We start from the raw sequence: 20,367 nt of genomic DNA, 5'->3' as shown, positions 1-20,367 counted from the left end.
TTTTACTGGGATTTTTTATGTTACGTTTAAGATTAGCAAGACATTTCGCTGAATTATATCAAGAAAAAGGAACAGTACATCTTCCAGACTTTCTGATTTACGATTTTGATAAACATGAATATCAAATATTTTGGCGAGAAATTGCTTCATCTCCCAGGCAAAGACTCTACACGGATGGAATCGATGTTTTTCGGGTCAGTTGGTTCCGTACTCTTTTTGAATCATTTAAAGGCTGGTTAGGTTTTGAGAATCATTGCCATCCTAATCGCATTGAAATGACCTTAGGTAAAATTGCCTATGCCGGCTACCTTAAAGGTTTTAAATCTAAGGAATTGACTCAAAGCACAAATGGATTTCCAATCTCCCCGAATTTTATCTACTTGACTCATTTACCAAGAACAAACCAAACCTCTAATGAACTGCAGCGATTATTAGTCAATTATTTCATGACTCATTCACACGCCTTTCCCGAACTCAATGAATCCATTCCCAGAAACTACCCTTTTGGCCAAGCCTTTATACGAGAATCTCTGGCTTATTTGCTACCTTCCATTGATCCCCAAGACAGTGAAACAATTAACGCCGCGATTCAGCAAATTAATTATTACAACCAACCAGTCAGCAAAATACATTGTTTTAAATCCAGTCCTTTTGCCGAAGCTTATGCGCAATTTCTGGCCTCACAACAACGATTTTATGAAGCTTTGGAATGGTCTTTGGAAGTCAAAAAAAAGTTTAGAGAAAAATTTATTAATTTTTACTTGGATCAAGAAACTGATCCGCAAGCATTAACAAATGCGGTAGAACTCATTAATGCATTATTCTTATCAACGAATCAAGAAGATCAACAAAAAGCAGTTGATTACATCAAAAATTATTTGACCTATGAAGGGCAAACAGTTTACTTAACATTATATCCCGAATTACGTATCCAGGTAGCCAAAAGTTATTTAGAAGATGCTAAGAAAGAAAAAAGGAGATGGAGAATCACCCAACTCTTCATTGGTAATCAAACCATTGAATATTTAGCTCAGGCAGTCAGACTTGCACCCCAAATTTTGGATCAAGACAATTCCATGCACGACATCATGATGAGAGAAGAGTGGACTTTATATCAATTTGACCTCGCTATAGAGGGGCATCATTTTCAGGACGCTGATGTTTTATATACAAACAGTCCAAACCTCAACTTTAATAAGTATAAACTCGAACGTTTGCGCGAATATTATTGTACACAATTTGATACAAATACATCACAAATAAAAGAAGCATTGCTCTATAAAAAGACAAAAGCAGCAATGCAAATGGCTGAAGAACAAATAGAGCTGGCAAAAAAAATAGTGGGCATTCAGCCACACGACTCTCTAGTCAAAGAAGCCACTTTGAGTTATGCGGTTACGCTTTTGGCGATTGATGAATTAGAACATCCGGTGAAAGAATCCGATCGAACCCAATTAAGCAAAGCGCAACAGCGACTCAGCGAATACTTGTTTCTCAGTAACAATACGGCGCTAATGGAAGTCTATAATAAATTATTGTTACGAAAAATTGATTGCCTGATTGCACAACTTGGTGTGCCCATTGATTATAACGAAAGATTAAGCACGCGAGTTGATTTCATTAAAGTGCATATCAATGAAATTGAAGAATTAAAAAAAGAGCTTAAAACGTTTATTACCCTTAATGAGCCAAAATCAAAAGAAATGCGTCAAATACTCGCGAAAATTTATTACTTACTCGCCGATACACTTGTTTATTTTGAGGAGAAAAAACAGGAAGCCATTCCCTACTTTAAGAAAGCAAAGGAACTTATGCCTGAAAACCTTTATTATAATTTACGGTATTTGGAACTCATTGAAGATGAAAGAAGACATGGGGCACGAGAAAAAATAGGTGCTATTGGCCATTTGCATGGAACTCGATATCGCTATTACATGGACGAACGTTGGAGTGAGGATAAAATTATGTCGAATGGTTTTGATATTCATGCGGTCCTCCCAGATGACTCGTTCATCAGCACTCTAGGCAGAGCAGTAGGATTTTTTTAAATTGATTGAGGTTAGCTATGGCCAGGCCTATTGCCAATCCCAGAGCTATCTCTATTTATGCTAAAATTACGTAGTTTTGAAACGTAGGCTCGTAAAAACTATCTGGGCAAGCGAATCAACTTGCGCTATATTACCGCTAATTTACTTAGTCTTAACGCGAATGAGAACAAATCAATTAAGAACCGCATGGATTCTTTGTAATATCATGTTTTATACGGCAGTTACCAGTATGCGCTGTCTCTTTAAATATTTTTTTAGCACTATAAACCGTAAATGGACAGATAATGCGTTACACCACTGGATTGATCAGTTACTGAATGCCGTACAGGTAGAATATAAAGTGATAAATCCATTTAATGTCCAGCCGCAACCAGGAAAGGCTACGATTATTATGTGCAATCATTCAAGTGCCTATGATATTCCTCTTGCCTTTAAAGCATTTCCAAATCACTCCATTCGAATGCTGTCAAAAAAAGAGCTCGCAAAAATTCCTTTAATGGGTAAGGCAATGAAAGCAGCGGAGTTTCCTTTTATTGACCGAAAAAATAAATATCAAGCCATTAAAGACTTGGCGTATGCCCAGCAATTAATGGAAAGCGGGATTGTTATGTGGATTGCTCCCGAAGGAACTCGCTCCAAAGATGGAAAACTTGGTTCGTTTAAAAAGGGAGGATTTATTACTGCAATTCAATCCAAAGCAACAATTATTCCTATAGGAATACGTGGCGCCAATAATATTTTACCTGCACGAACTTTTAATTTTCATCTAAAACAAAAAGCTGAAATACATATAGGTAAACCTATTGATGCAGCACAATTTACAATTGAAAATAAAGAAGAACTCATTCAGCAAACGTTTAAAGTAATCAAAGAGCTGGTTGGCGAGGATCCATCTAAATAATATTGTAGCCTGGGTACAGCGCAGCGAAACCCGGGTTTCCTGGCGCTACCTACGCCCTGCCCCCACAACGTGTTCACGGGATTATCTGTGGGGTTCTAGCGCAGATCTTCTGGATCCCGCGGACACACCGCGGCACGTCGAAGTAGAAACGAAAAATACGATGAGAAAGCGCATACGGCAGTATGTGAGCATCGGAACGCAGGAAATCAGGACAGTTTAGCCAAGATAGTAGAAATGGAACAGACCCTAGAATTTTACTCCGTATCCGCTTGGGGTGTTTACTATAGACGCTGCCAATCCTATGAATCTCGGATCAGAAGCAGCAGTTAATACATTTGTTTGCTTATCCCAGGTAATCGCTTGCATATCACCATAATACTGCCCTAATTGCATTAGGTGATACCCCATAGCTTTTAATTCTTCTTGAATTGGCGCAGAGAAAGTATCCGGTTCAAACTGTAACACATCCGGTAAATACTGATGATGAAAGCGCATCGCCGAAACCATACTAATTGCACCGTAAGCATCATGAAACACTAATGATGCAATTAATACCATAGTAGGGATACGACTACCTCCGGGAGTTCCCAAAATGGCAACACGTCCTGGTAATTCAAGAAAAGTAGGTGCCATGCTGGATAATGGTCTTTTTCCAGGTGCGATCTCATTTTTATCTGCGCCAACAATACCAAAAACATTTTCTTCACCGACTTTACTGGAAAAATCATCCATTTCATCATTTAACAAAACGCCAGTTCCTCCAGCTACAACACTGGAGCCAAAGATGTAATTTATGGTCATGGTCGCGGAAACACGATTACCCTCAGTATCAATAATAGAGATATGAGTCGTATTCGTAGAATTGTTTTTCTCCTCTTGAGAATTTTTCGCCTGCCCCTGCAAAACAGTACTAGCAATCGCTTTTTGCGGGGGAATTAATGTACTGAGCTGTTTTCCATTTTCTGCGGAAATTAACTTCTCAACGGGGATAGTAACAAAATCAGGATCACCCAAAAACTGTTCGCGTTGCCAATACGCAAGCCGCATGGACTCTACGAGGTAATGTATCCATTGCACTTTTGAGAATGAAGATAAAGGATAATGAGACAATATATTCAACATGGTCAATAAGGCAATACCTCCTGCTGAAGGCGGAGGTGCGGTAATAATTAACATATTATGGTATGCACCAATCAACGGCTCTCTGATCTTGATACGATATTTTGCTAAATCCTCAAGTGTCCATATGCCTCCCGCAGCATTAACTCCCTTAACTAAACGTTCTGCCACTTCTCCAGCATAAAACCCTTGCTCTCCTTTTTCGGCAATGTACTTCAAAGTATTCGCCAAATCAGTTTGAATTAAACGCTCCCCAATGCGATAAGGAGAACCATTATTTAGGAAAATTTTGGCCGTAGAAGGGTATTTTCTGATTTGCTCCAATCGATCCGGGCTCTTTAAAAAAGAGCTTAATTGCTTATCAACCAAAAAGCCTTCTTGTGCTAACTTGATTGCAGGAGCCAGTGTTTTTGCCAAAGGTAATCGCCCATAATTTTTGGCAATGTATACCAATGCTGCAGGTTCCCCAGGAATCGCTGCAGCTAAACCTCCATTTAAGGATAACCCTGGTATCACACTGCCGTCAGGTGCCAAATACATGTCTTTTTTCGCCGCCAAAGGGGCTATTTCCCTTCCATCAATAAAGACATTTCTATGCTGATTTTCTTGATGCAGCAGCCAAAATCCACCGCCACCCAACCCAGAATGATATGGTTCAACTACAGCTAATACTGCAGACACAGCAACTGCTGCATCAAAAGCATTTCCACCACTGGCTAAAATTTCAAGTCCGGCATTAGTTGCCAATGGATTTGCGCTGGCTACAGCATAGCCAGGAGGAAGAATATTTTGTTGGTCGGCAAAAGTATTTGTAGGAAGATAAAACAAAAAATGGATACATAGTGTAATCAGACAAAAAGTCTTAAATAATTTTTGACGTTCCATGTTCACCCTGTCTCTTTTGGAGCTCTCTTACGACACAAGAAGGCACGAATTGAGAAACATCTCCATTTAAAAGCGCAATTTCACGCACTAAAGTAGAAGAAATGTACATAAAATTTTCTGATGGAGTTAAGAATATCGTTTCTATTTGCTTGGATAATTTCCTATTCATTCCAGCCAGCTGAAATTCATATTCAAAATCAGAAACCGCGCGTAAACCACGTAAAATAATTCCAGCATTTTGTTCCAATACAAAATCAATTAACAGATTATCAAATCCAAGTACGCTAACTCCTGGTAAATCTGCGACCGCTTCTTCTACAAGTTGAATTCTCGTCTCCAACGGTAAAAAAGGACGCTTTGCTTTATTGCTTGCCACCGCAACAAGAATGTCAGGAAAAATCTTAGCCGCACGGGTAATAATATCAACATGTCCATTAGTTACAGGATCAAAAGTGCCAGGATAAATTGCTTTTAATTTCATATCGATTAAGACTGATTGCATATGCGAACAGTCTAGCGTATTGTTAAGTGAAAAACTACATAAATGGACTTGAGGTGATAAATGAATAACATGCAACGATTAGTAATAATTTCTTTTTGTTTCTTAACAGCCTGCGCCCCTCCGCGACCAGCAGGGGAAGTACCTCTAAACAAAAATATCCCTATAGAACAAAACAAAGCAATGTCCGAGGCACAAAATAAAGTGATGTCCGTAGAACAACGCAAAGCAAAAACAGCAATGGTTTCCTCTTTTGAAATTCGTGGGTCCATGGCGGCAAAAAATAAGAATAAAGGGTGGTCAGCAGCCATGAACTGGAAACAAAGCGGTCCTGGCACCTACCAACTTCGGCTAATGGGTCCTTTAGGCGCAGGTACAGTTCTCATTGACAAAAAAGGCAACACCATTACTTTCCAAGATGGGCCTAAAAGAATCACATCTCATAGCCCTGATCAACTATTAGCAGAGCAAACCGGAATTAGACTTCCTGTAAATAACCTTTACTATTGGGTGAGAGGGCTTCCCGCTCCAGGCCCTGTTCAAGCGGAGCAACGCGATGAATACAATCACCTAGTACAATTGAAGCAAAGCGGCTATACCATTAATTTCGCTAAATATGCTTCGGTCAGAGGAATTGATCTGCCAAGTATGATTCGTCTCGAAGGAAACGGAGTGATGGTTAAAGTGGCAATTCAAAATTGGACTATTTAAGGCCGACTTGCTCACTTGGATTTTGGTAAAACGAAATTCGGAAATTTCTCTGAATTTCGTTTTTACTAATCTGTTTTCAATGCTAGTATGACATTCCAACTATAATGTCAACTATTCCCCTTAGTTAAAAAATAAAAAAAATTATTGCTTTCAAAGTTGACATGTTCCTAAAACCCCTGCAAAATACGCAACACATTTGCAGGGATGAACGCAATTTTTTAATAATGGATGATTGTAAGAATCTGCAAATTTTAGGGGTGTCGCCAAGCGGTAAGGCACAGGGTTTTGATCCCTGCATACCTAGGTTCGAATCCTAGCACCCCTGCCACTTTCTTGTTGATTCAAGTAAACAGACAGCAGAAGATAACCTGGAAGGATGCGTTCTTGTAATGCTCAAATAATAATAATATCTTTTTGGCTGTCTTCTGCTATGTGTTTAAGTTTAAATGATTAACCTAGATCTAAAGGCTTTTTACACATGTCCACAATGATGATTTTTGCCGGAAATGCAAATCCGGAATTAGCGCAACAAATTTCTTCTCATTTGAAAATACCTATTGGCCAGGCAACTGTTGGTACTTTTAGCGATGGGGAGACAATGATTGAGATTCTTGAGAATGTCCGTGGTAGAGACGTTTTTATAATCCAATCAACCTGTGCTCCATCAAATAATAATCTAATGGAACTCCTGACAATGGCTGATGCACTCAGAAGATCTTCTGCTTCTCGTATCACAGCCGTAGTTCCTTATTTTGGTTATGCCCGCCAGGATCGTCGAGTCCGCTCAGCGCGCGTTCCTATTACAGCAAAAGTTGTTGCTGACATGATGGCATCTGTAGGTATTTGTAGAGTGCTTACTGTAGACCTGCACGCAGATCAGATCCAGGGCTTTTTCTATATGCCGGTGGATAACGTTTATGCAACCCCGATACTTCTCGAAGATATAACAAAGCAAAATCTAAAAAATATAATGGTAGTCTCTCCTGATGTAGGTGGTGTGGTTAGAGCTCGTGCAGTTGCGAAACTTCTTGACCACGCTGAATTGTGTATTATAGATAAACGCCGAAGTGGCCCTAATAAATCTGAAGTAATGCATATTATTGGTGAGCCAAAGAATAAAAATTGCATTATTGTTGATGATATTGTTGATACTGCTGGAACCCTTTGTTCTGCTGCCCATGAGCTTAAGAAAAACGGAGCGCACAGTGTTAGAGCTTATATAACTCACCCTGTCTTATCTGGCCCTGCAGTCAATAATATTAAAAATTCAGGGCTTGATGAAATTGTGGTAACTGACACGATTCCTCTATCTGCTGAAGCACGTCAATGTGAGAAAATTCGTGTTGTAAGTTTATCTGATATGCTGGCGCAAGCCATCAAACGAGTTAATATAGAAGAATCTGTAAGCTCGATGTTTGCTGAATAAACTACAAACTTGTAGTTTGTTTGGCTCTTTTTGTTGCGCACTTCGCAAGCACAGAGCCAGTCCTACAGCGAACGTAGCCTGTTTGTTTACAAAGAGGCTTTTTTTCCATTCGAGGATTCATCCTTCTCATCCAGTAATTTGGATGTCTTAACCATCCAATTAAAAATATCTCCAATCCTGGCCGCAAGCAACCAGGAGTACACTTCTTGCTAATTAAAATAACATTGTAAGAATTTAGCGAGTAACACAACTGTCTTGAAAATGAAACTCAAGACAGTTGCTACGCGCTAGTCAGGAACTATGTTGAATCTTGGTGGAAAGTCAGATTTGAGTTTAAGATGAACCAAATATGGCCTTTCTTTCATAATGCGCCATGAACTATTACAAAATTTAAAGTAAAAAAAAAGGAGCTTATCAGCTCCCTCTTTTTCAATTTAAATTTCAGTTAGTCGCGAGTACCAACATATTTATCATCGAAATATCGACGTAATTTAGTTCTCAAAGTTCCACGACTAATCCCCAGCATAATCGCTGCGCGTGACTGGTTGTACTTGCAATGCTCCATCACTGCACGAAACAATGGTGTTTCAATCTCTTCAAGCACAAACTGGTATAAGTCAACAGGATCAGTTCCCTTAAGCTCTGAAAAATATTTTTGCACTGAAAGAGTTACGCTTTCGGCCAGAGAAGCGGTGTTATCCACTACTTCGTTACTGATTGTTGTCATTATTATTAGCTCCTCCTTTTAAAAACAGTATATTACCGAAACACGCCCGTTGAAACAAGGGTAGAAACAGAAAAAACTGCATTAATAATCAATATATAATGCTCAATATCAGCTCAATAAGTTCTTATAAGGAGTAGGTTGATTTTTGTCATCTACTCCTTACAAAATTACTCCAATTGCATCTTAAAATTTCATCATTGAAGGATCATAAGGTTTATCATTAATGGTAAATTTACCTTGATCTAAACTTACCTCAATTACAAAATCCTTACCTTGAGCTGTAATTAAACCATTTTGTTGTAATGCATTTATTTGTTTATTGGTTTGCATTTCCGCTAATTGCTCAGGAGTTAGGGCTGGAGCAGCGGGCTGATTTGTCTGGCTTCCATCTTGGGTCGCTTTCAATTGTTGCGCTAAAGTTTGTTGCAAATCAGGCTTTTTCGCAATTTGCTGAAGTACTGATTGTTTCATCACAGCTTTTACTGCCTCTGCGGGTACTTGCAGCTTCGCTTTGCCTTGAATCTTTTGCATCATTTCAAATGGATTGGCATTTTCACCTTTAGGCAATGTTACAAACATATTTCCTTCAATCTGTCCTTGTGGAATTGTGAAGCTAAGTTTGGAGATTTCAAATTCCGCACCCTTGTTAAATAATTTAGGTACTTCAGGAAGAAGGGCTAGCATTGCTTGTTGGCGTTGCATCTCGTTGCCATTTTGCATTGCAGTGGTTTGCTGATTGATTTTAGCCAATACATCTGCATCAATATTTCTTAAAGCAACTTGTAATTCTCCTGGACCATAATTCTGACCATTTGCTAATACTGATTTTAAAGTCAGATTAAAATTGGTATTAAAAAGATGTTGCTCAATATCACTATCAGATCTAATTGCAAGATCATTAATTGAAAACATTTTTTGATCTTTAACAAAAATATCAAAAGAAGGTAGAGAGAAGTTTGCATCACCTAAATACAATCCAGCAGGTGTTTCATGCAAATCATAATCACTGGATACTTTGCTTAAAGTAATTTTGGTATCGTCTTTCGTAGCATTTAGACCATCCAGGACAACTTTACCTGCAACTTTACCCATTCCAGAAGACATCGTTGTGCTTGAATCCATTCCTAGCCATTCAAGATTACCAGAACCATCTTTGGCAATTAATTTAAAATTGGGAACTTTGAAGTTCACCGTGCTTTCGTTAAGATAATTAACGAAAATGCTTAAATCCAACTGTGGTTTAACTGACTCTTTGGTAAATTGTGTATCAAATTGCTGCTTATATTGTTCTGGAAATGGAAAAACTGCTTCAGCATAACCCAGTCCAAAACGCAATTTGTTATTAGCATAAATAATAGGCCCATGATGGATTGTTAGTGGCATCACCATGTTATAGTCTTGAGCAGGAAGAGTTTGAGGTTGTCCTTTGTCATCTTTTACTATGCGTTCTGGAATATGTAACTGCCATTTAATTTGGGCTTCGGAGTTAAATAATCCTCTATTGTATCGCTCGATTTCAGCATAGAGCCCATTAGATTGGTCAATTACTTCTATATTTTTTCTAATCGTTCTTTCAGTAAGAAAGCCCATGCCATAATACCCGCCTAGAATTAGAACGGCCAGGATAATTATTAATCCTGTAAATTTTTTCATTCTCTTCTCCATGTTATTAATTCGCATGCAGCAAAACTGCAGCTGAAAGTATAACAGTAAATAACATCGGAGTGCGATACACGCTGGTAAAAAAACAGTTGTAACTATTTTTTTATATCAATAAAAAAATTCCACAGATACTTAGGAATGATTCACTGGCTTGCAATAGGTTTCTTTAACAGTAAAAGCTAATACCAGTGCAATTATGGAGCAAAGAGGCAACAACTTTAAACCCGCTTGGAAATCAGAGAGTAATAAAGATTCAACGTTATAAGCACGCGCACCAGATACCATATCAACCAACCGTCCCACTAAAGGCTGTAAGAGAGCGCCCACAAAAATTGATATCATATTGGTAAAAGCTATTGAAGTACCTACTACATTTCTATCATGGATCTCCGTTGAAACAGCATAGGCAATAGCAACACCTGTATTCGTTAAACCGAAAAGAAAGAACAGTAAATAAGCCGAGTTTTGACTTAAAGAACTGCTATACACAAATAGCGATGTAAAAAGCACGCCAAAAGCTGCTGAAAGAATCATTAAAGGTTTACGTCGTCCCATTCTGTCTGAAATCCATCCTGATAAGGGACCGCTAATACCCCAACCGATAAAAATTAATCCTGTGGCAAAAGCAGCGGCATGCGCACCCAATCCTCTGCCAAATTGCAGGTATGCAGGTCCAATTGCTTCACCAATAACTGCTGTTGGTCCAAATAAAAATCCAGCATACAATGCATTAAGCCAAGTTTGTCTGCACGATAAGATAATTTTTAAACTCTGAAGAATACTGATCTGATTAATAGATCGTACCTCACTGCGGTGTTCTCCTGGTTTATCTTGCACAAATTGATATAACAACGCTGCAAGCGCGATAAAGAGAAAAGCAATAATCAACATACTGTGGCGCCAGCCCACATTAGTGACTAAAAATGAAACTGGAGCTTCCCCAGCAGCAGCTCCTAGCATTCCTAAAGCTTGGGTTAAACCAGCAAGTAATCCTAACATTGTCGGAGGGAACCAGGATGTAGCTAATCGAAGAGAACAAATAAACGCAAAGGCTGCACTAAAACCGATGAGCATCCTTCCTATTGAAGCCATAAGTAAACTATCTGCAAGGCCAAAAACACAACAACCAAAAGCCGTTACGAGCGACATTACCGTGAGCAGCCAACGTATACTTAAGCGGTCTACAGTCAGTCCTACAGGAATTTGCATCAGGATGTATGGAACATAGAATGAGGCAGTTAAAATACCAAAACCTGCTTCATTAATTCCGAAATCAATTTGTAAATATCGATGCATTACTCCGGGTGCAACACGAGCCATATAATCAGAAAAATAGAACGCGGCAGCCAACCCCCATACTAACCAAGCAAATCCTAAATAATTTTTACGATTATAAATTTCTACTCTAGACTCATGTACCTTATTCATAGACTCTCTGCGTTAATAACACCCTAATTGGCTCTGTTCAATTGAATGGTTATCTGGCCATTACACATCAAAAAAACAACCCAGGATAGAGATTGTCAACATTTCATATAGTAACACCCCAACATGATGAAATAAAAACAACCCCTAAAATATTTATCTAAAAAGTGAGCAATAAATCTGCAAAACCAATACAACATTATACTAGGGTTGTCATTTATTTCAACACATAGTTTGATTTCATTTTCATAGGTACAGAAAATGGTTATAATTTACAGTGCTGTATCGCTTTTTCTATAGTTATCGTTAAATTTGTATTATCTTTCACTCAACATTATTAGGATAATTACAATTTGATTAAAATCAAAACTAAGGCTTAAAATGAATGCTCTAAACCTTGCAATAAAAGATGCTCTTGATGCAAATGGAAATGCCAAAGAAGCCAATAAAGCTTATCTTGAGTTTATTAAAGCCAACTTTATCATTCCAGTAGAACAAAACTCTGAAGATGGCCAACCTAAGGTATTGTTTTTTCAAGAACAGGAACATACCTTTCTTCCCGTGTTCACCGAGATGCATTATCTTGATGCCTGGGCTGGTGATATAGCGAATAAAATTAAACTCCTGAAATTATCTGGTGTCGATTTACTCAAAGGGCTTGGTGAAAATGTGACCGTATGTCTTAACATAGGCAGCGAAATTTATAAAGAATTTAATCCTTCAGAAACAGCAAGAATGCGATCCATGGTATTAAAACTTTTTAAGAATTAGCACATATCATTAAATTCCCCTCTCCCGCATGGGAGGAGGAAAAATGAGGATTAAGCAGTACAACACGTGGTGATGTAAAAAATCTCTTGAAGAATTTTTGCATACAAAATTTATGCTACCAATTCAAATAATTGATATCCCACTAATGCTGAAGCTGCTATTGCTCCGCTAATTTCAATTACCAGAGATAAAAAACCGTGCTTATGGCAATACTCTTGATCATTTGCAGCACTTTCTTCGCTAGGGAGTTCCGCTTCTTCTAGAGCATTCGATTCAAATAAAGGCTCCTCCCCTCCAATTGCGTCCCACCAACCTTCTAACCAGTGTTCTGCTTGTTGGGTTCCTTTACGAAATGGATTATCCGTTTCAGCTACGTCCGCAAGTGCGCATTCATAACCAAATGCATAACTGTCTTCGTAACTTGGATGTTCAATGTTAAAACGTAATTTAATATGTGGTAGTAAGGCTGTTATGTCGTTCATGATTATACCCTCTATTTATTTATACAGTATTTTTTATCAATACTGTTAATCATTTCTACACTTAAAATAATTTTACGACTTTCTGTTAACGCTTATTTACCAAATAAAAACATTTACTAATTCTTGACAAATTTTTCTTTACTCTGAAAAAATAACTTCAAAATCATTTCGATAATATCTGTATTATTTATTAGAGCAATTTTCAGGCCAAGTTTTTTTTGCCTTTTAAAAAAACAGAAAAAATAGAGTAAGAACAAAAAGGGGGATAAAACATATAATTGTGGCAGAATTTAACTTTTTGCCGGCAAATTTTGCCGGTCGTATATAGCGTTACCTACTAACCAAGCTTTAGACAAGGCGCAAGTGAATGAGGCGAAGGAGTATATATAATAATACATGACTGAAGCCGGGGGGAGCTTGCAACGCAGTATAAAGTTTAGTGGGGGGAGGCTATATCACTATTGCTAAGGGGCCAAACGATGATACTTCCATTGCCCATCTTTTAAATAATAATGAATTCTATCGTGCAAGCGGTTATCACGTCCTTGCCAAAACTCGATCTCCTCAGGAATAACCATGTACCCCCCCCAATAGTTAGGGCGTACTACAGGCTCTTGCCCGTGTTTTTGAATTAAATCATTTAAAGCACGCTCTAATGATTCTCTTCCCCCAATTTCCTGGCTTTGTGGCGAGACAATAGCACTGAATTGGCTTTTGATCGGTCTTGTTGAAAAATAAAGATCGGATTGTTCCTTATTAATCTGTTCGATTTGGCCGCGGATACGTACCTGTCTTGCCATTTGTGGCCAATAAAAATTAAGTGCTCCATAAGGGTTATTTTCAATTTGCTTTGCTTTTGTACTTTGATAATTGGTATAGAAAATAAATTGCCCCTTATCTAAACCTTTTAACAAAACTACTCTAGAGTCTGGATGGCCACTCTCGTCTACTGTCGAAAGAACCATAGCGGTGGGATCATTTTTTTCATTTTTTAAAACATCCTCAAACCAAAGCTTAAATTGGGCAATTGGATCTTCAGGAAGTGATTGCTCACTTAAATTCAGATCTCCGTATTCTCGTCTTATATCAGCAATACTTCGAAAATTTGTCATGAAATGCCATAAAAAGAAATTGGGCATCAACACAGCATAACCCAAAGTTATATTGATCGTGATTTGCTATTCCTGGGTTATGGCTTTGCCTTAACCCAGGTTGCATCTCAATTAACGGTGCTCATCTAGGCAGCATCGTCCTTTTTGTACCTTTGAGAGAACTGTTACGCCGCGAATGCTCATTTACTTTTTGTACACTCTGCTTCTCAGCGCCACCACTCTCTCAAATCTGCTAAAAATACGGAGCTGCATAAGATAAGTTACCAGCCGGTTACTTCAGCAATTGCATCGCCCAAATCAGCTGGCGAACGTACTGTTTTTACTCCAGCCGCTTCTAAAGCTGCATATTTTTCAGCTGCTGTTCCTTTACCACCGGAAATAATCGCGCCGGCATGTCCCATACGTTTTCCAGCAGGTGCAGTAACACCCGCAATATAAGAAACGACAGGCTTGTTTACATGTGATTTAATGTATTCGGCAGCTTCTTCCTCTGCAGATCCGCCAATTTCACCGACCATGATAATAGCTTGCGTTTGAGCATCTTGTTCAAATAAAGCCAAAGCATCAATAAAACTGGTTCCAGGAATTGGATCGCCTCCAATACCAATACAGGTGCTTTGACCAAAGCCTTTATCTGTAGTTTGTTTTACCGCCTCATACGTTAGAGTACCAGAGCGTGAAACAATACCTACTTTCCCAGGTAAATGAATTGATCCTGGCATAATTCCAATTTTGCATTCACCTGGGGTAATTATTCCAGGACAATTGGGTCCAATTAAACGGGCTTGGGTATTGTTTTCCAAATAGACTTTTACTTGCAGCATATCTAATACAGGAACACCTTCCGTAATGCAAACAATTAATTGAATGCCGGCATCTGCAGCTTCTAAAATAGAATCCTTACAAAATGGTGCTGGAACATAAATCACGCTGGCTTCGGCTTGAGTTTCTTCAACAGCTTCACGCATCGTATTAAATACTGGCAAGCCTAAATGCTTTTGCCCGCCTTTGCCAGGGGTCACACCACCCACCATACGTGTGCCATAAGCAATCGCTTGTTCTGAATGATAAGTTCCTTGCTTTCCAGTAAATCCCTGACACAGTACTTTAGTATGTTTATTAACTAATACACTCATTGTTAACCTCGAAATTTAGTAATTAGGCAACAGCTGCCACAATTTTCTTCGCAGCATCAGTTAAACTGGTTGCAGCAATCACATTCAAATCACTTTTATTTAAAATATCAGCACCTAGTTGTGCATTATTGCCTTCAAGACGCACTACTACAGGGATTTTCACATCGACTTCTTTCACTGCAGCAAGAATACCATCGGCAATGAGATCACAACGAACAATACCGCCAAAGATATTTACCAAAATGCCTTTGACTTTTTCATCAGAGACAATAATTTTTAGTGCCTCACTCACTCGTTCTTTAGTAGCGCCACCACCCACATCAAGGAAGTTGGCCGGCTCACCGCCATGAAGCTTAATCACGTCCATAGTCGCCATAGCCAAACCAGCACCATTCACCATACAACCGATAGTGCCATCGAGTGGAATATAATTTAACTCCCAGTCGCTGGCACGATTTTCACGTTCATCTTCCTGGGTGGTATCACGCATACTTTTTAATTTGGGTTGACGATATAAGGCGTTGCCGTCAATGTTAATTTTGCCATCCAAACAAATTAACTGCCCCTGCTTTGTTACAACTAATGGATTGATTTCTAATAAACTTAAATCACAATCAACAAACATCTTGCCCAAGCCCATCATCAAATGGGTAAAGTGTTTAATTTGTTCTTCCTTTAACCCCAATTTAAATCCTACATCACGGCATTGGAACGGCATAACACCGACAAGTGGATCGACGATGATCTTGAAAATTTTTTCAGGCGTCTCTTCAGCCACTTTTTCTATTTCAACACCACCCTCGGTAGAAGCCATGAATACAACACGACGAGTAGCACGATCAACAACGGCCCCAAGATATAATTCTCGGCCAATATCACATGTTTCCTCAATGAGCACGCAATTAACGGGTTGCCCATGGGCGTCTGTTTGATAGGTTACCAAACGGGTACCTAGTAATGATTTGACCGCTGTAGCCAACTCGTCTTTATTTGAGACTAATTTCACGCCACCGGCTTTCCCGCGGCCGCCAGCGTGAACTTGGGCTTTAACAACCCAACGAGCAGTAGACAACTGTGAAGCCACTTGGATTGCATCATCAACATTATAAGCTACGTCACCGTTTGGAACGGGTAAATTGTAGCTCGCAAATAATTGTTTGGCCTGGTATTCATGTAAATTCATTGCAATTACCTTTCTAAAAGAAGCAAAATCCGTCAATACTCATAAGTGCCTATTAGTGCATAGCATCCCAAGCGAGGACAAAGGCAAGCTTAGGGATTTACGATGAGTGCATTTATGCGTTAAATGCGGATCTCGCTGTTACATTTCATTAAACATTAAGTAAAAGGCGAGCAGGATCTTCCAATAATTCTTTAACGCTCACCAGAAACTGTACTGAATCTTTACCATCAATCAATCGATGATCATAAGATAACGCTACATACATCATAGGACGAATCACAATTTGTCCTTTTTCCACTACAGGTCTATCTTCAATTTTATGCATTCCCAGGATACCTGTTTGTGGAGGGTTAATAATTGGGGTAGCCAATAACGAACCAAACACTCCACCGTTTGTAATGGTAAAGGTACCGCCTTGCATGTCTTCCATCGCTAATTTACCGTCTCTAGCTTTTTTTGCAGCATCATTAATTGCCATCTCAATGTCTGCCATACTCATCTGATCGGCATCGCGAATCACAGGTACAACGAGTCCTCTCTCTGTAGATACGGCAATACCAATATCATAAAAACCATGATAAACCACATCTTGACCATCTATGGAAGCATTCACTGCAGGAAAACGTTTTAATGACTCGACAACTGCCTTAGTAAAAAAAGACATAAACCCAAGCTTGACTCCATGCTTTTTCTCAAAATTGTCTTTATATTGAGCGCGCATATCCATCACTGCTTTCAAATTGACTTCATTGAATGTGGTCAACATCGCAGCGTTATGCTGGGCTGCCAATAAACGCTCCGCAATTTTAGCTCGTAAACGGGTCATCGGAACGCGTCGCTCTTCACGCAATCCCATGGGCGTCTTAGGTGCCTCTTCTTTTTTATTTTCTGCAGATTTAGAAGTTTTCTCTCTATTGGATTCTATGTATGCGAGAACGTCATCTTTAGTAATACGCCCATCCTTACCACTGCCTTGAATTTGCCCTGGCTGAAGATCATGTTCTGCCAACATGCGACGTACTACAGGACTGGTTGATTTATCTTCCTTAGCACTTACTTTATCACTTTCAGCTTCTTCACTTGCTTTCGTCGTTTCAGTTTTCTTTTCTTCTTTCTTTTCTTCTTTGGCTTCAGAGTCAGAGCCTTCTTTTATTTTTGCTAGTAATTGGCCGGACTGTACTGTATCACCTTCTTGAAACTTAATTTCAGCCAATATTCCATCAGCTGGAGCAGGTACTTCTAATACGACTTTATCAGTTTCTAGATCCAGTAAATTTTCATCACGGGTAACTTTATCACCTACTTTTTTATGCCATGCAGCTACAGTTGCATCAGCAACTGATTCAGGCAAAACAGGTACTTTGACTTCAATAGACATAATTATACCTTCTTATTTTATTAAATTTGTTAACACATTGTACTCTGGGAAAAAATAAAACTGCACCAGACTACGATAAACTCAAACTCAGTCCAATAAAGCTTGCTCTACCAAAGCTTGCTGTTGCTCTGCATGCAATGCTGGGCTTCCTACAGCAGGTGCGGCAGCAAATTCTCTTCCGGCATAATGCAGGGATTGCTCAGGGCGCAAACAATCTTTTATATTATGTTGGGAGGAGAACCATACTCCCTGATTTTGCGGCTCTTCCTGACACCAAACAATTTGCTTAGCCTGAGTATATTTATTTAGCTCTGTTGTAAGTGCTTTTTTAGGAAACGGATATAATTGCTCGATTCGCACTAACGCAATATGGTTTAACTCTTTATCGCGACGCATTTGCAGTAAGTCATAATAAACCTTTCCACAGCACAATACTACTTTTGTAATTTTTTTCGCATCAAGCTTGTCAATTTCCGGAATAACATTATGGAATTTACCTTTAAATAAATCCTCTAAAGGAGAAACCGCTAATTTATGACGTAAAAGACTCTTAGGTGTCATGACAATTAAGGGCTTCCGGAAATTACGAATAACTTGCCTTCTTAATAAATGGAATATTTGTGCCGGAGTAGTTGGTGTACAAACTTGCATATTATGCTGAGCACAAAGCTGCATGTAACGTTCCAAACGAGCTGATGAATGTTCCGGTCCTTGTCCTTCATATCCATGGGGTAACAACATGACTAAACCACATAAACGGCCCCATTTTTGCTCACCAGAACTGATGAATTGATCAATAACTACTTGGGCACCATTGGCAAAATCACCAAACTGAGCTTCCCATAATACTAAAAAATTGGGGGCAGAGGCAGCAAATCCATATTCAAAAGCCAATACTGCTTCTTCAGAAAGCACTGAATCGATTACAGAAAAAGGTCGGTTCAGCTCATTCTTTATTTGCTCAAGTGGAACAAACGTTTCGCCAGTTTCAGCATCATGTAATGCCGCATGCCTATGAGCAAAAGTTCCTCGTCCAGAGTCCTGACCTGATAAACGCACGCCATAACCTTCCTGAACCAAACTGGCATATGCCATAGTTTCAGCATATCCCCAGTTCATCGGTAGCTCGCCCGCGGTCATTTTGTCTCGTTCATTTAATAACCGTTGGACTACAGGGTGTAACGTAAAACCTTTAGGTAATGTATGCAATTGCTTCGCTAATTTTTGTAAGTTCTCCTTGGTGATCGTAGTATCTACTTTATCTGTCCATTTTGCATTCACATAAGGAGTCCAATCAATCGCATATTTACCTTCATAATCACCGTGAACCAAATCCACGACAGCCTTACCTTTATCCAAGGTATCACGATAAGCATCTACTAATTTTTCAGCATCTTTACTGGTCAACAAACCTTCTTGAATTAGACGCTCAGCATAAATTTCACGTAAGGGACGCATGGATTTAATTTTTCGATACATAGAAGGTTGAGTTACTGCCGGCTCGTCTGCCTCATTATGTCCATGTCGACGGTAACATACGAGATCAACCACTACATCTCGTTTGAATTTCATTCTGAAATCAAATGCAAGCTTAGTCGCAAATACGACTGCTTCTGCATCATCGCCATTCACATGAATAACAGGCGCCTGCACCATTTTGGCAACGTCAGTACAATATAAAGTAGAACGTGCATCCAAGGGATTGCTGGTGGTAAAACCTATTTGATTGTTAACAACAATGTGAACTGTACCCCCTGTAGAATAACCGCGGGCCTGAGAAAAATTAAACGTTTCCATCACGACGCCTTGGCCGGCAAACGCAGCATCTCCATGAATAACGACAGGGACAACTTTCTCCTTTTTCTGTAAATCGTCACGACGACCTAACCGAGAGCGAACAGAGCCTTCTACTACTGGTCCAATAATTTCCAAGTGTGACGGATTAAAAGCTAAAGCCAGATGCACTACTGAGCCTGAATGTGTTTTTATATCTGAAGAAAAACCTAAATGATACTTCACATCACCAGTACGTTCGTATTTTATTTTTCCTTCAAATTCCTGGAAAAGCTGGTTAGGCTCTTTGCCTAAAACATTGACCAATACATTGAGACGGCCTCGATGTGCCATACCAATAACTACTTCTTTAACGTCATCTCTTCCAGCACATTCAATAATTTCTTTCATCATAGGAATGAGGGAGTCGCCCCCTTCAAGGGAGAAGCGTTTTTGTCCCACGTAGCGGGTGCCTAAATAACGCTCTAAACCATCCGCAGCAATTAAGTCTTTTAAAATTTGCAGCTTCTTTTCTTTATCTAAGTTAAGACGACCGCGTACAGACTCCATTCGTTCTTGCAGCCATTCTATTTCTTCAGTATTAGAAATATGCATGTACTCAATACCAATACTGCCACAATATGTTTCACGTAGTGCTTGGTATATCTCATCCAGAGTCATTTCTGGACCATTAAACGTGGTGCCTGCAAAAAATTTTCGGTTTCTATCTACATCAGATAAATGGTGATACTCCAATTCCAATGCAGGCACTGGAGGGCGTTCTGTCATTTCCAGAGGATCGAGTTTAGCAGCATGATGCCCCAATGCACGATATGCATTAATTAAATCTGCAATCCGAAATTGTTGGCTATCTGAAGCTTGCACTACAGGTACTGCTTTTTTATCTGCATTCTGCAAAAAATAATCACGGATCTCTCGATGTGAGAATTCCTTTTCGGCACTATTAACCTTGGGCAAAGCACTGAATACTGCTCGCCAATCGGATGAAACCGAACTAGGGTCAGCAAGATAATCTTCATAAAGACTATCAACATACGCCATACTTCCGCCAGATAAATAGGAAGAAGCCCATTCTTTTTGCAGATCGGAACTGCTCATTTTCTCTCTC

General features: G+C 39.2%; 16 protein-coding genes and 1 tRNA gene. 6 read left to right on the top strand and 11 right to left on the bottom strand.

What is annotated here, in order from left to right; genetic code table 11:
• Positions 1-17 precede the first annotated feature (17 nt).
• Positions 18-2,048, top strand: coding sequence for a hypothetical protein (locus A8O27_RS02680; protein WP_058458047.1), 2,031 nt, complete (start codon positions 18-20; stop codon positions 2,046-2,048).
• A gap of 160 nt (positions 2,049-2,208) precedes the next feature.
• On the top strand, positions 2,209-2,949 hold the full coding sequence (locus tag A8O27_RS02675; RefSeq protein ID WP_058458046.1) for a lysophospholipid acyltransferase family protein: 741 nt from the start codon (positions 2,209-2,211) through the stop codon (positions 2,947-2,949).
• 246 nt (positions 2,950-3,195) lie between these two features.
• Here the strand turns inward: A8O27_RS02675 and ggt are convergent, their stop codons facing one another.
• Together ggt and coaD are read right to left on the bottom strand one after the other, a co-directional pair.
• Positions 3,196-4,953: a gamma-glutamyltransferase gene (gene ggt, locus A8O27_RS02670; protein ID WP_058458045.1), complete on the bottom strand. Its 1,758-nt coding sequence runs from the start codon at positions 4,951-4,953 to the stop codon at positions 3,196-3,198.
• Positions 4,931-5,455, bottom strand: a complete 525-nt coding sequence (gene coaD, locus A8O27_RS02665; RefSeq protein WP_058458044.1) for a pantetheine-phosphate adenylyltransferase — start codon at positions 5,453-5,455, stop codon at positions 4,931-4,933. Before coaD ends, ggt begins: the two co-directional genes overlap by 23 nt.
• A gap of 60 nt (positions 5,456-5,515) precedes the next feature.
• On the opposite strand from coaD, the gene lolB reads away from it, so the two are divergent.
• From lolB to A8O27_RS02650, 3 genes are all read left to right on the top strand, one after another.
• A complete protein-coding gene (gene lolB / locus A8O27_RS02660) occupies positions 5,516-6,163 on the top strand; it encodes a lipoprotein insertase outer membrane protein LolB (protein WP_058458043.1) in 648 nt (215 codons plus the stop codon).
• A gap of 253 nt (positions 6,164-6,416) precedes the next feature.
• Positions 6,417-6,491: transfer RNA gene (locus A8O27_RS02655), tRNA-Gln, on the top strand.
• 150 nt (positions 6,492-6,641) lie between these two features.
• The gene (locus A8O27_RS02650; protein WP_058458042.1) at positions 6,642-7,589 is read left to right on the top strand and encodes a ribose-phosphate pyrophosphokinase; all 948 of its coding nucleotides are present in this window, start codon (positions 6,642-6,644) and stop codon (positions 7,587-7,589) included.
• A 445-nt stretch (positions 7,590-8,034) separates the two neighbouring features.
• Here A8O27_RS02650 and A8O27_RS02645 read toward each other — a convergent pair whose 3' ends face one another.
• From A8O27_RS02645 to A8O27_RS02635, 3 genes are all read right to left on the bottom strand, one after another.
• Positions 8,035-8,316: a helix-turn-helix domain-containing protein gene (locus A8O27_RS02645; RefSeq protein ID WP_003633193.1), complete on the bottom strand. Its 282-nt coding sequence runs from the start codon at positions 8,314-8,316 to the stop codon at positions 8,035-8,037.
• Positions 8,317-8,499: 183 nt separating this feature from the next.
• Entirely contained in the window at positions 8,500-9,969 is a 1,470-nt protein-coding gene (locus tag A8O27_RS02640; protein ID WP_058458041.1) for a YdgA family protein, read from the bottom strand.
• Between the two features lie 141 nt (positions 9,970-10,110).
• Complete coding sequence (locus tag A8O27_RS02635) at positions 10,111-11,406, bottom strand: MFS transporter (protein ID WP_058458040.1); 1,296 nt, start codon at positions 11,404-11,406, stop codon at positions 10,111-10,113.
• Positions 11,407-11,784: 378 nt separating this feature from the next.
• On the opposite strand from A8O27_RS02635, the gene A8O27_RS02630 reads away from it, so the two are divergent.
• Positions 11,785-12,174 carry an SseB family protein gene (locus A8O27_RS02630; RefSeq protein ID WP_058458039.1) on the top strand — a complete coding sequence of 130 codons (390 nt, stop codon included), beginning with the start codon at positions 11,785-11,787 and terminating at the stop codon, positions 12,172-12,174.
• A 110-nt stretch (positions 12,175-12,284) separates the two neighbouring features.
• On the opposite strand, the gene A8O27_RS02625 is transcribed toward A8O27_RS02630, so the two are convergent.
• From A8O27_RS02625 to A8O27_RS02600, 6 genes are all read right to left on the bottom strand, one after another.
• Positions 12,285-12,656, bottom strand: coding sequence for a hypothetical protein (locus A8O27_RS02625; RefSeq protein WP_058458038.1), 372 nt, complete (start codon positions 12,654-12,656; stop codon positions 12,285-12,287).
• Positions 12,657-13,120: 464 nt separating this feature from the next.
• On the bottom strand, positions 13,121-13,768 hold the full coding sequence (gene pdxH, locus A8O27_RS02620) for a pyridoxamine 5'-phosphate oxidase (protein WP_058458037.1): 648 nt from the start codon (positions 13,766-13,768) through the stop codon (positions 13,121-13,123).
• A gap of 260 nt (positions 13,769-14,028) precedes the next feature.
• Complete coding sequence (gene sucD / locus A8O27_RS02615) at positions 14,029-14,904, bottom strand: succinate--CoA ligase subunit alpha (RefSeq protein ID WP_058458036.1); 876 nt, start codon at positions 14,902-14,904, stop codon at positions 14,029-14,031.
• 22 nt (positions 14,905-14,926) lie between these two features.
• On the bottom strand, positions 14,927-16,087 hold the full coding sequence (gene sucC, locus A8O27_RS02610) for an ADP-forming succinate--CoA ligase subunit beta (protein ID WP_058458035.1): 1,161 nt from the start codon (positions 16,085-16,087) through the stop codon (positions 14,927-14,929).
• A gap of 148 nt (positions 16,088-16,235) precedes the next feature.
• Positions 16,236-17,465, bottom strand: a complete 1,230-nt coding sequence (gene odhB / locus A8O27_RS02605) for a 2-oxoglutarate dehydrogenase complex dihydrolipoyllysine-residue succinyltransferase (protein ID WP_058458034.1) — start codon at positions 17,463-17,465, stop codon at positions 16,236-16,238.
• An 87-nt stretch (positions 17,466-17,552) separates the two neighbouring features.
• Entirely contained in the window at positions 17,553-20,357 is a 2,805-nt protein-coding gene (locus A8O27_RS02600; RefSeq protein WP_058458033.1) for a 2-oxoglutarate dehydrogenase E1 component, read from the bottom strand.
• Between the last annotated feature and the right edge of the window lie 10 nt (positions 20,358-20,367).

Origin of the sequence: Legionella bozemanae (genome assembly GCF_001648595.1) — a bacterium.
Lineage (GTDB): Bacteria > Pseudomonadota > Gammaproteobacteria > Legionellales > Legionellaceae > Legionella > Legionella bozemanae.
Note: the sequence above shows the minus strand (reverse complement) of the source record. Positions and strands in the feature narration are given on the sequence as shown.

Bases quoted from the DNA above. Each gene is read 5' to 3' on its own strand.
- A8O27_RS02680 (WP_058458047.1), top strand. From the start codon at position 18: ATGTTACGTTTAAGATTAGCAAGACATTTCGCTGAATTATATCAAGAA.
- A8O27_RS02675 (WP_058458046.1), top strand. From the start codon at position 2,209: ATGAGAACAAATCAATTAAGAACCGCATGGATTCTTTGTAATATCATG.
- ggt (WP_058458045.1), bottom strand. From the start codon at position 4,953: ATGGAACGTCAAAAATTATTTAAGACTTTTTGTCTGATTACACTATGT.
- coaD (WP_058458044.1), bottom strand. From the start codon at position 5,455: ATGCAATCAGTCTTAATCGATATGAAATTAAAAGCAATTTATCCTGGC.
- lolB (WP_058458043.1), top strand. From the start codon at position 5,516: ATGAATAACATGCAACGATTAGTAATAATTTCTTTTTGTTTCTTAACA.
- A8O27_RS02650 (WP_058458042.1), top strand. From the start codon at position 6,642: ATGTCCACAATGATGATTTTTGCCGGAAATGCAAATCCGGAATTAGCG.
- A8O27_RS02645 (WP_003633193.1), bottom strand. From the start codon at position 8,316: ATGACAACAATCAGTAACGAAGTAGTGGATAACACCGCTTCTCTGGCC.
- A8O27_RS02640 (WP_058458041.1), bottom strand. From the start codon at position 9,969: ATGAAAAAATTTACAGGATTAATAATTATCCTGGCCGTTCTAATTCTA.
- A8O27_RS02635 (WP_058458040.1), bottom strand. From the start codon at position 11,406: ATGAATAAGGTACATGAGTCTAGAGTAGAAATTTATAATCGTAAAAAT.
- A8O27_RS02630 (WP_058458039.1), top strand. From the start codon at position 11,785: ATGAATGCTCTAAACCTTGCAATAAAAGATGCTCTTGATGCAAATGGA.
- A8O27_RS02625 (WP_058458038.1), bottom strand. From the start codon at position 12,656: ATGAACGACATAACAGCCTTACTACCACATATTAAATTACGTTTTAAC.
- pdxH (WP_058458037.1), bottom strand. From the start codon at position 13,768: ATGACAAATTTTCGAAGTATTGCTGATATAAGACGAGAATACGGAGAT.
- sucD (WP_058458036.1), bottom strand. From the start codon at position 14,904: ATGAGTGTATTAGTTAATAAACATACTAAAGTACTGTGTCAGGGATTT.
- sucC (WP_058458035.1), bottom strand. From the start codon at position 16,087: ATGAATTTACATGAATACCAGGCCAAACAATTATTTGCGAGCTACAAT.
- odhB (WP_058458034.1), bottom strand. From the start codon at position 17,465: ATGTCTATTGAAGTCAAAGTACCTGTTTTGCCTGAATCAGTTGCTGAT.
- A8O27_RS02600 (WP_058458033.1), bottom strand. From the start codon at position 20,357: ATGAGCAGTTCCGATCTGCAAAAAGAATGGGCTTCTTCCTATTTATCT.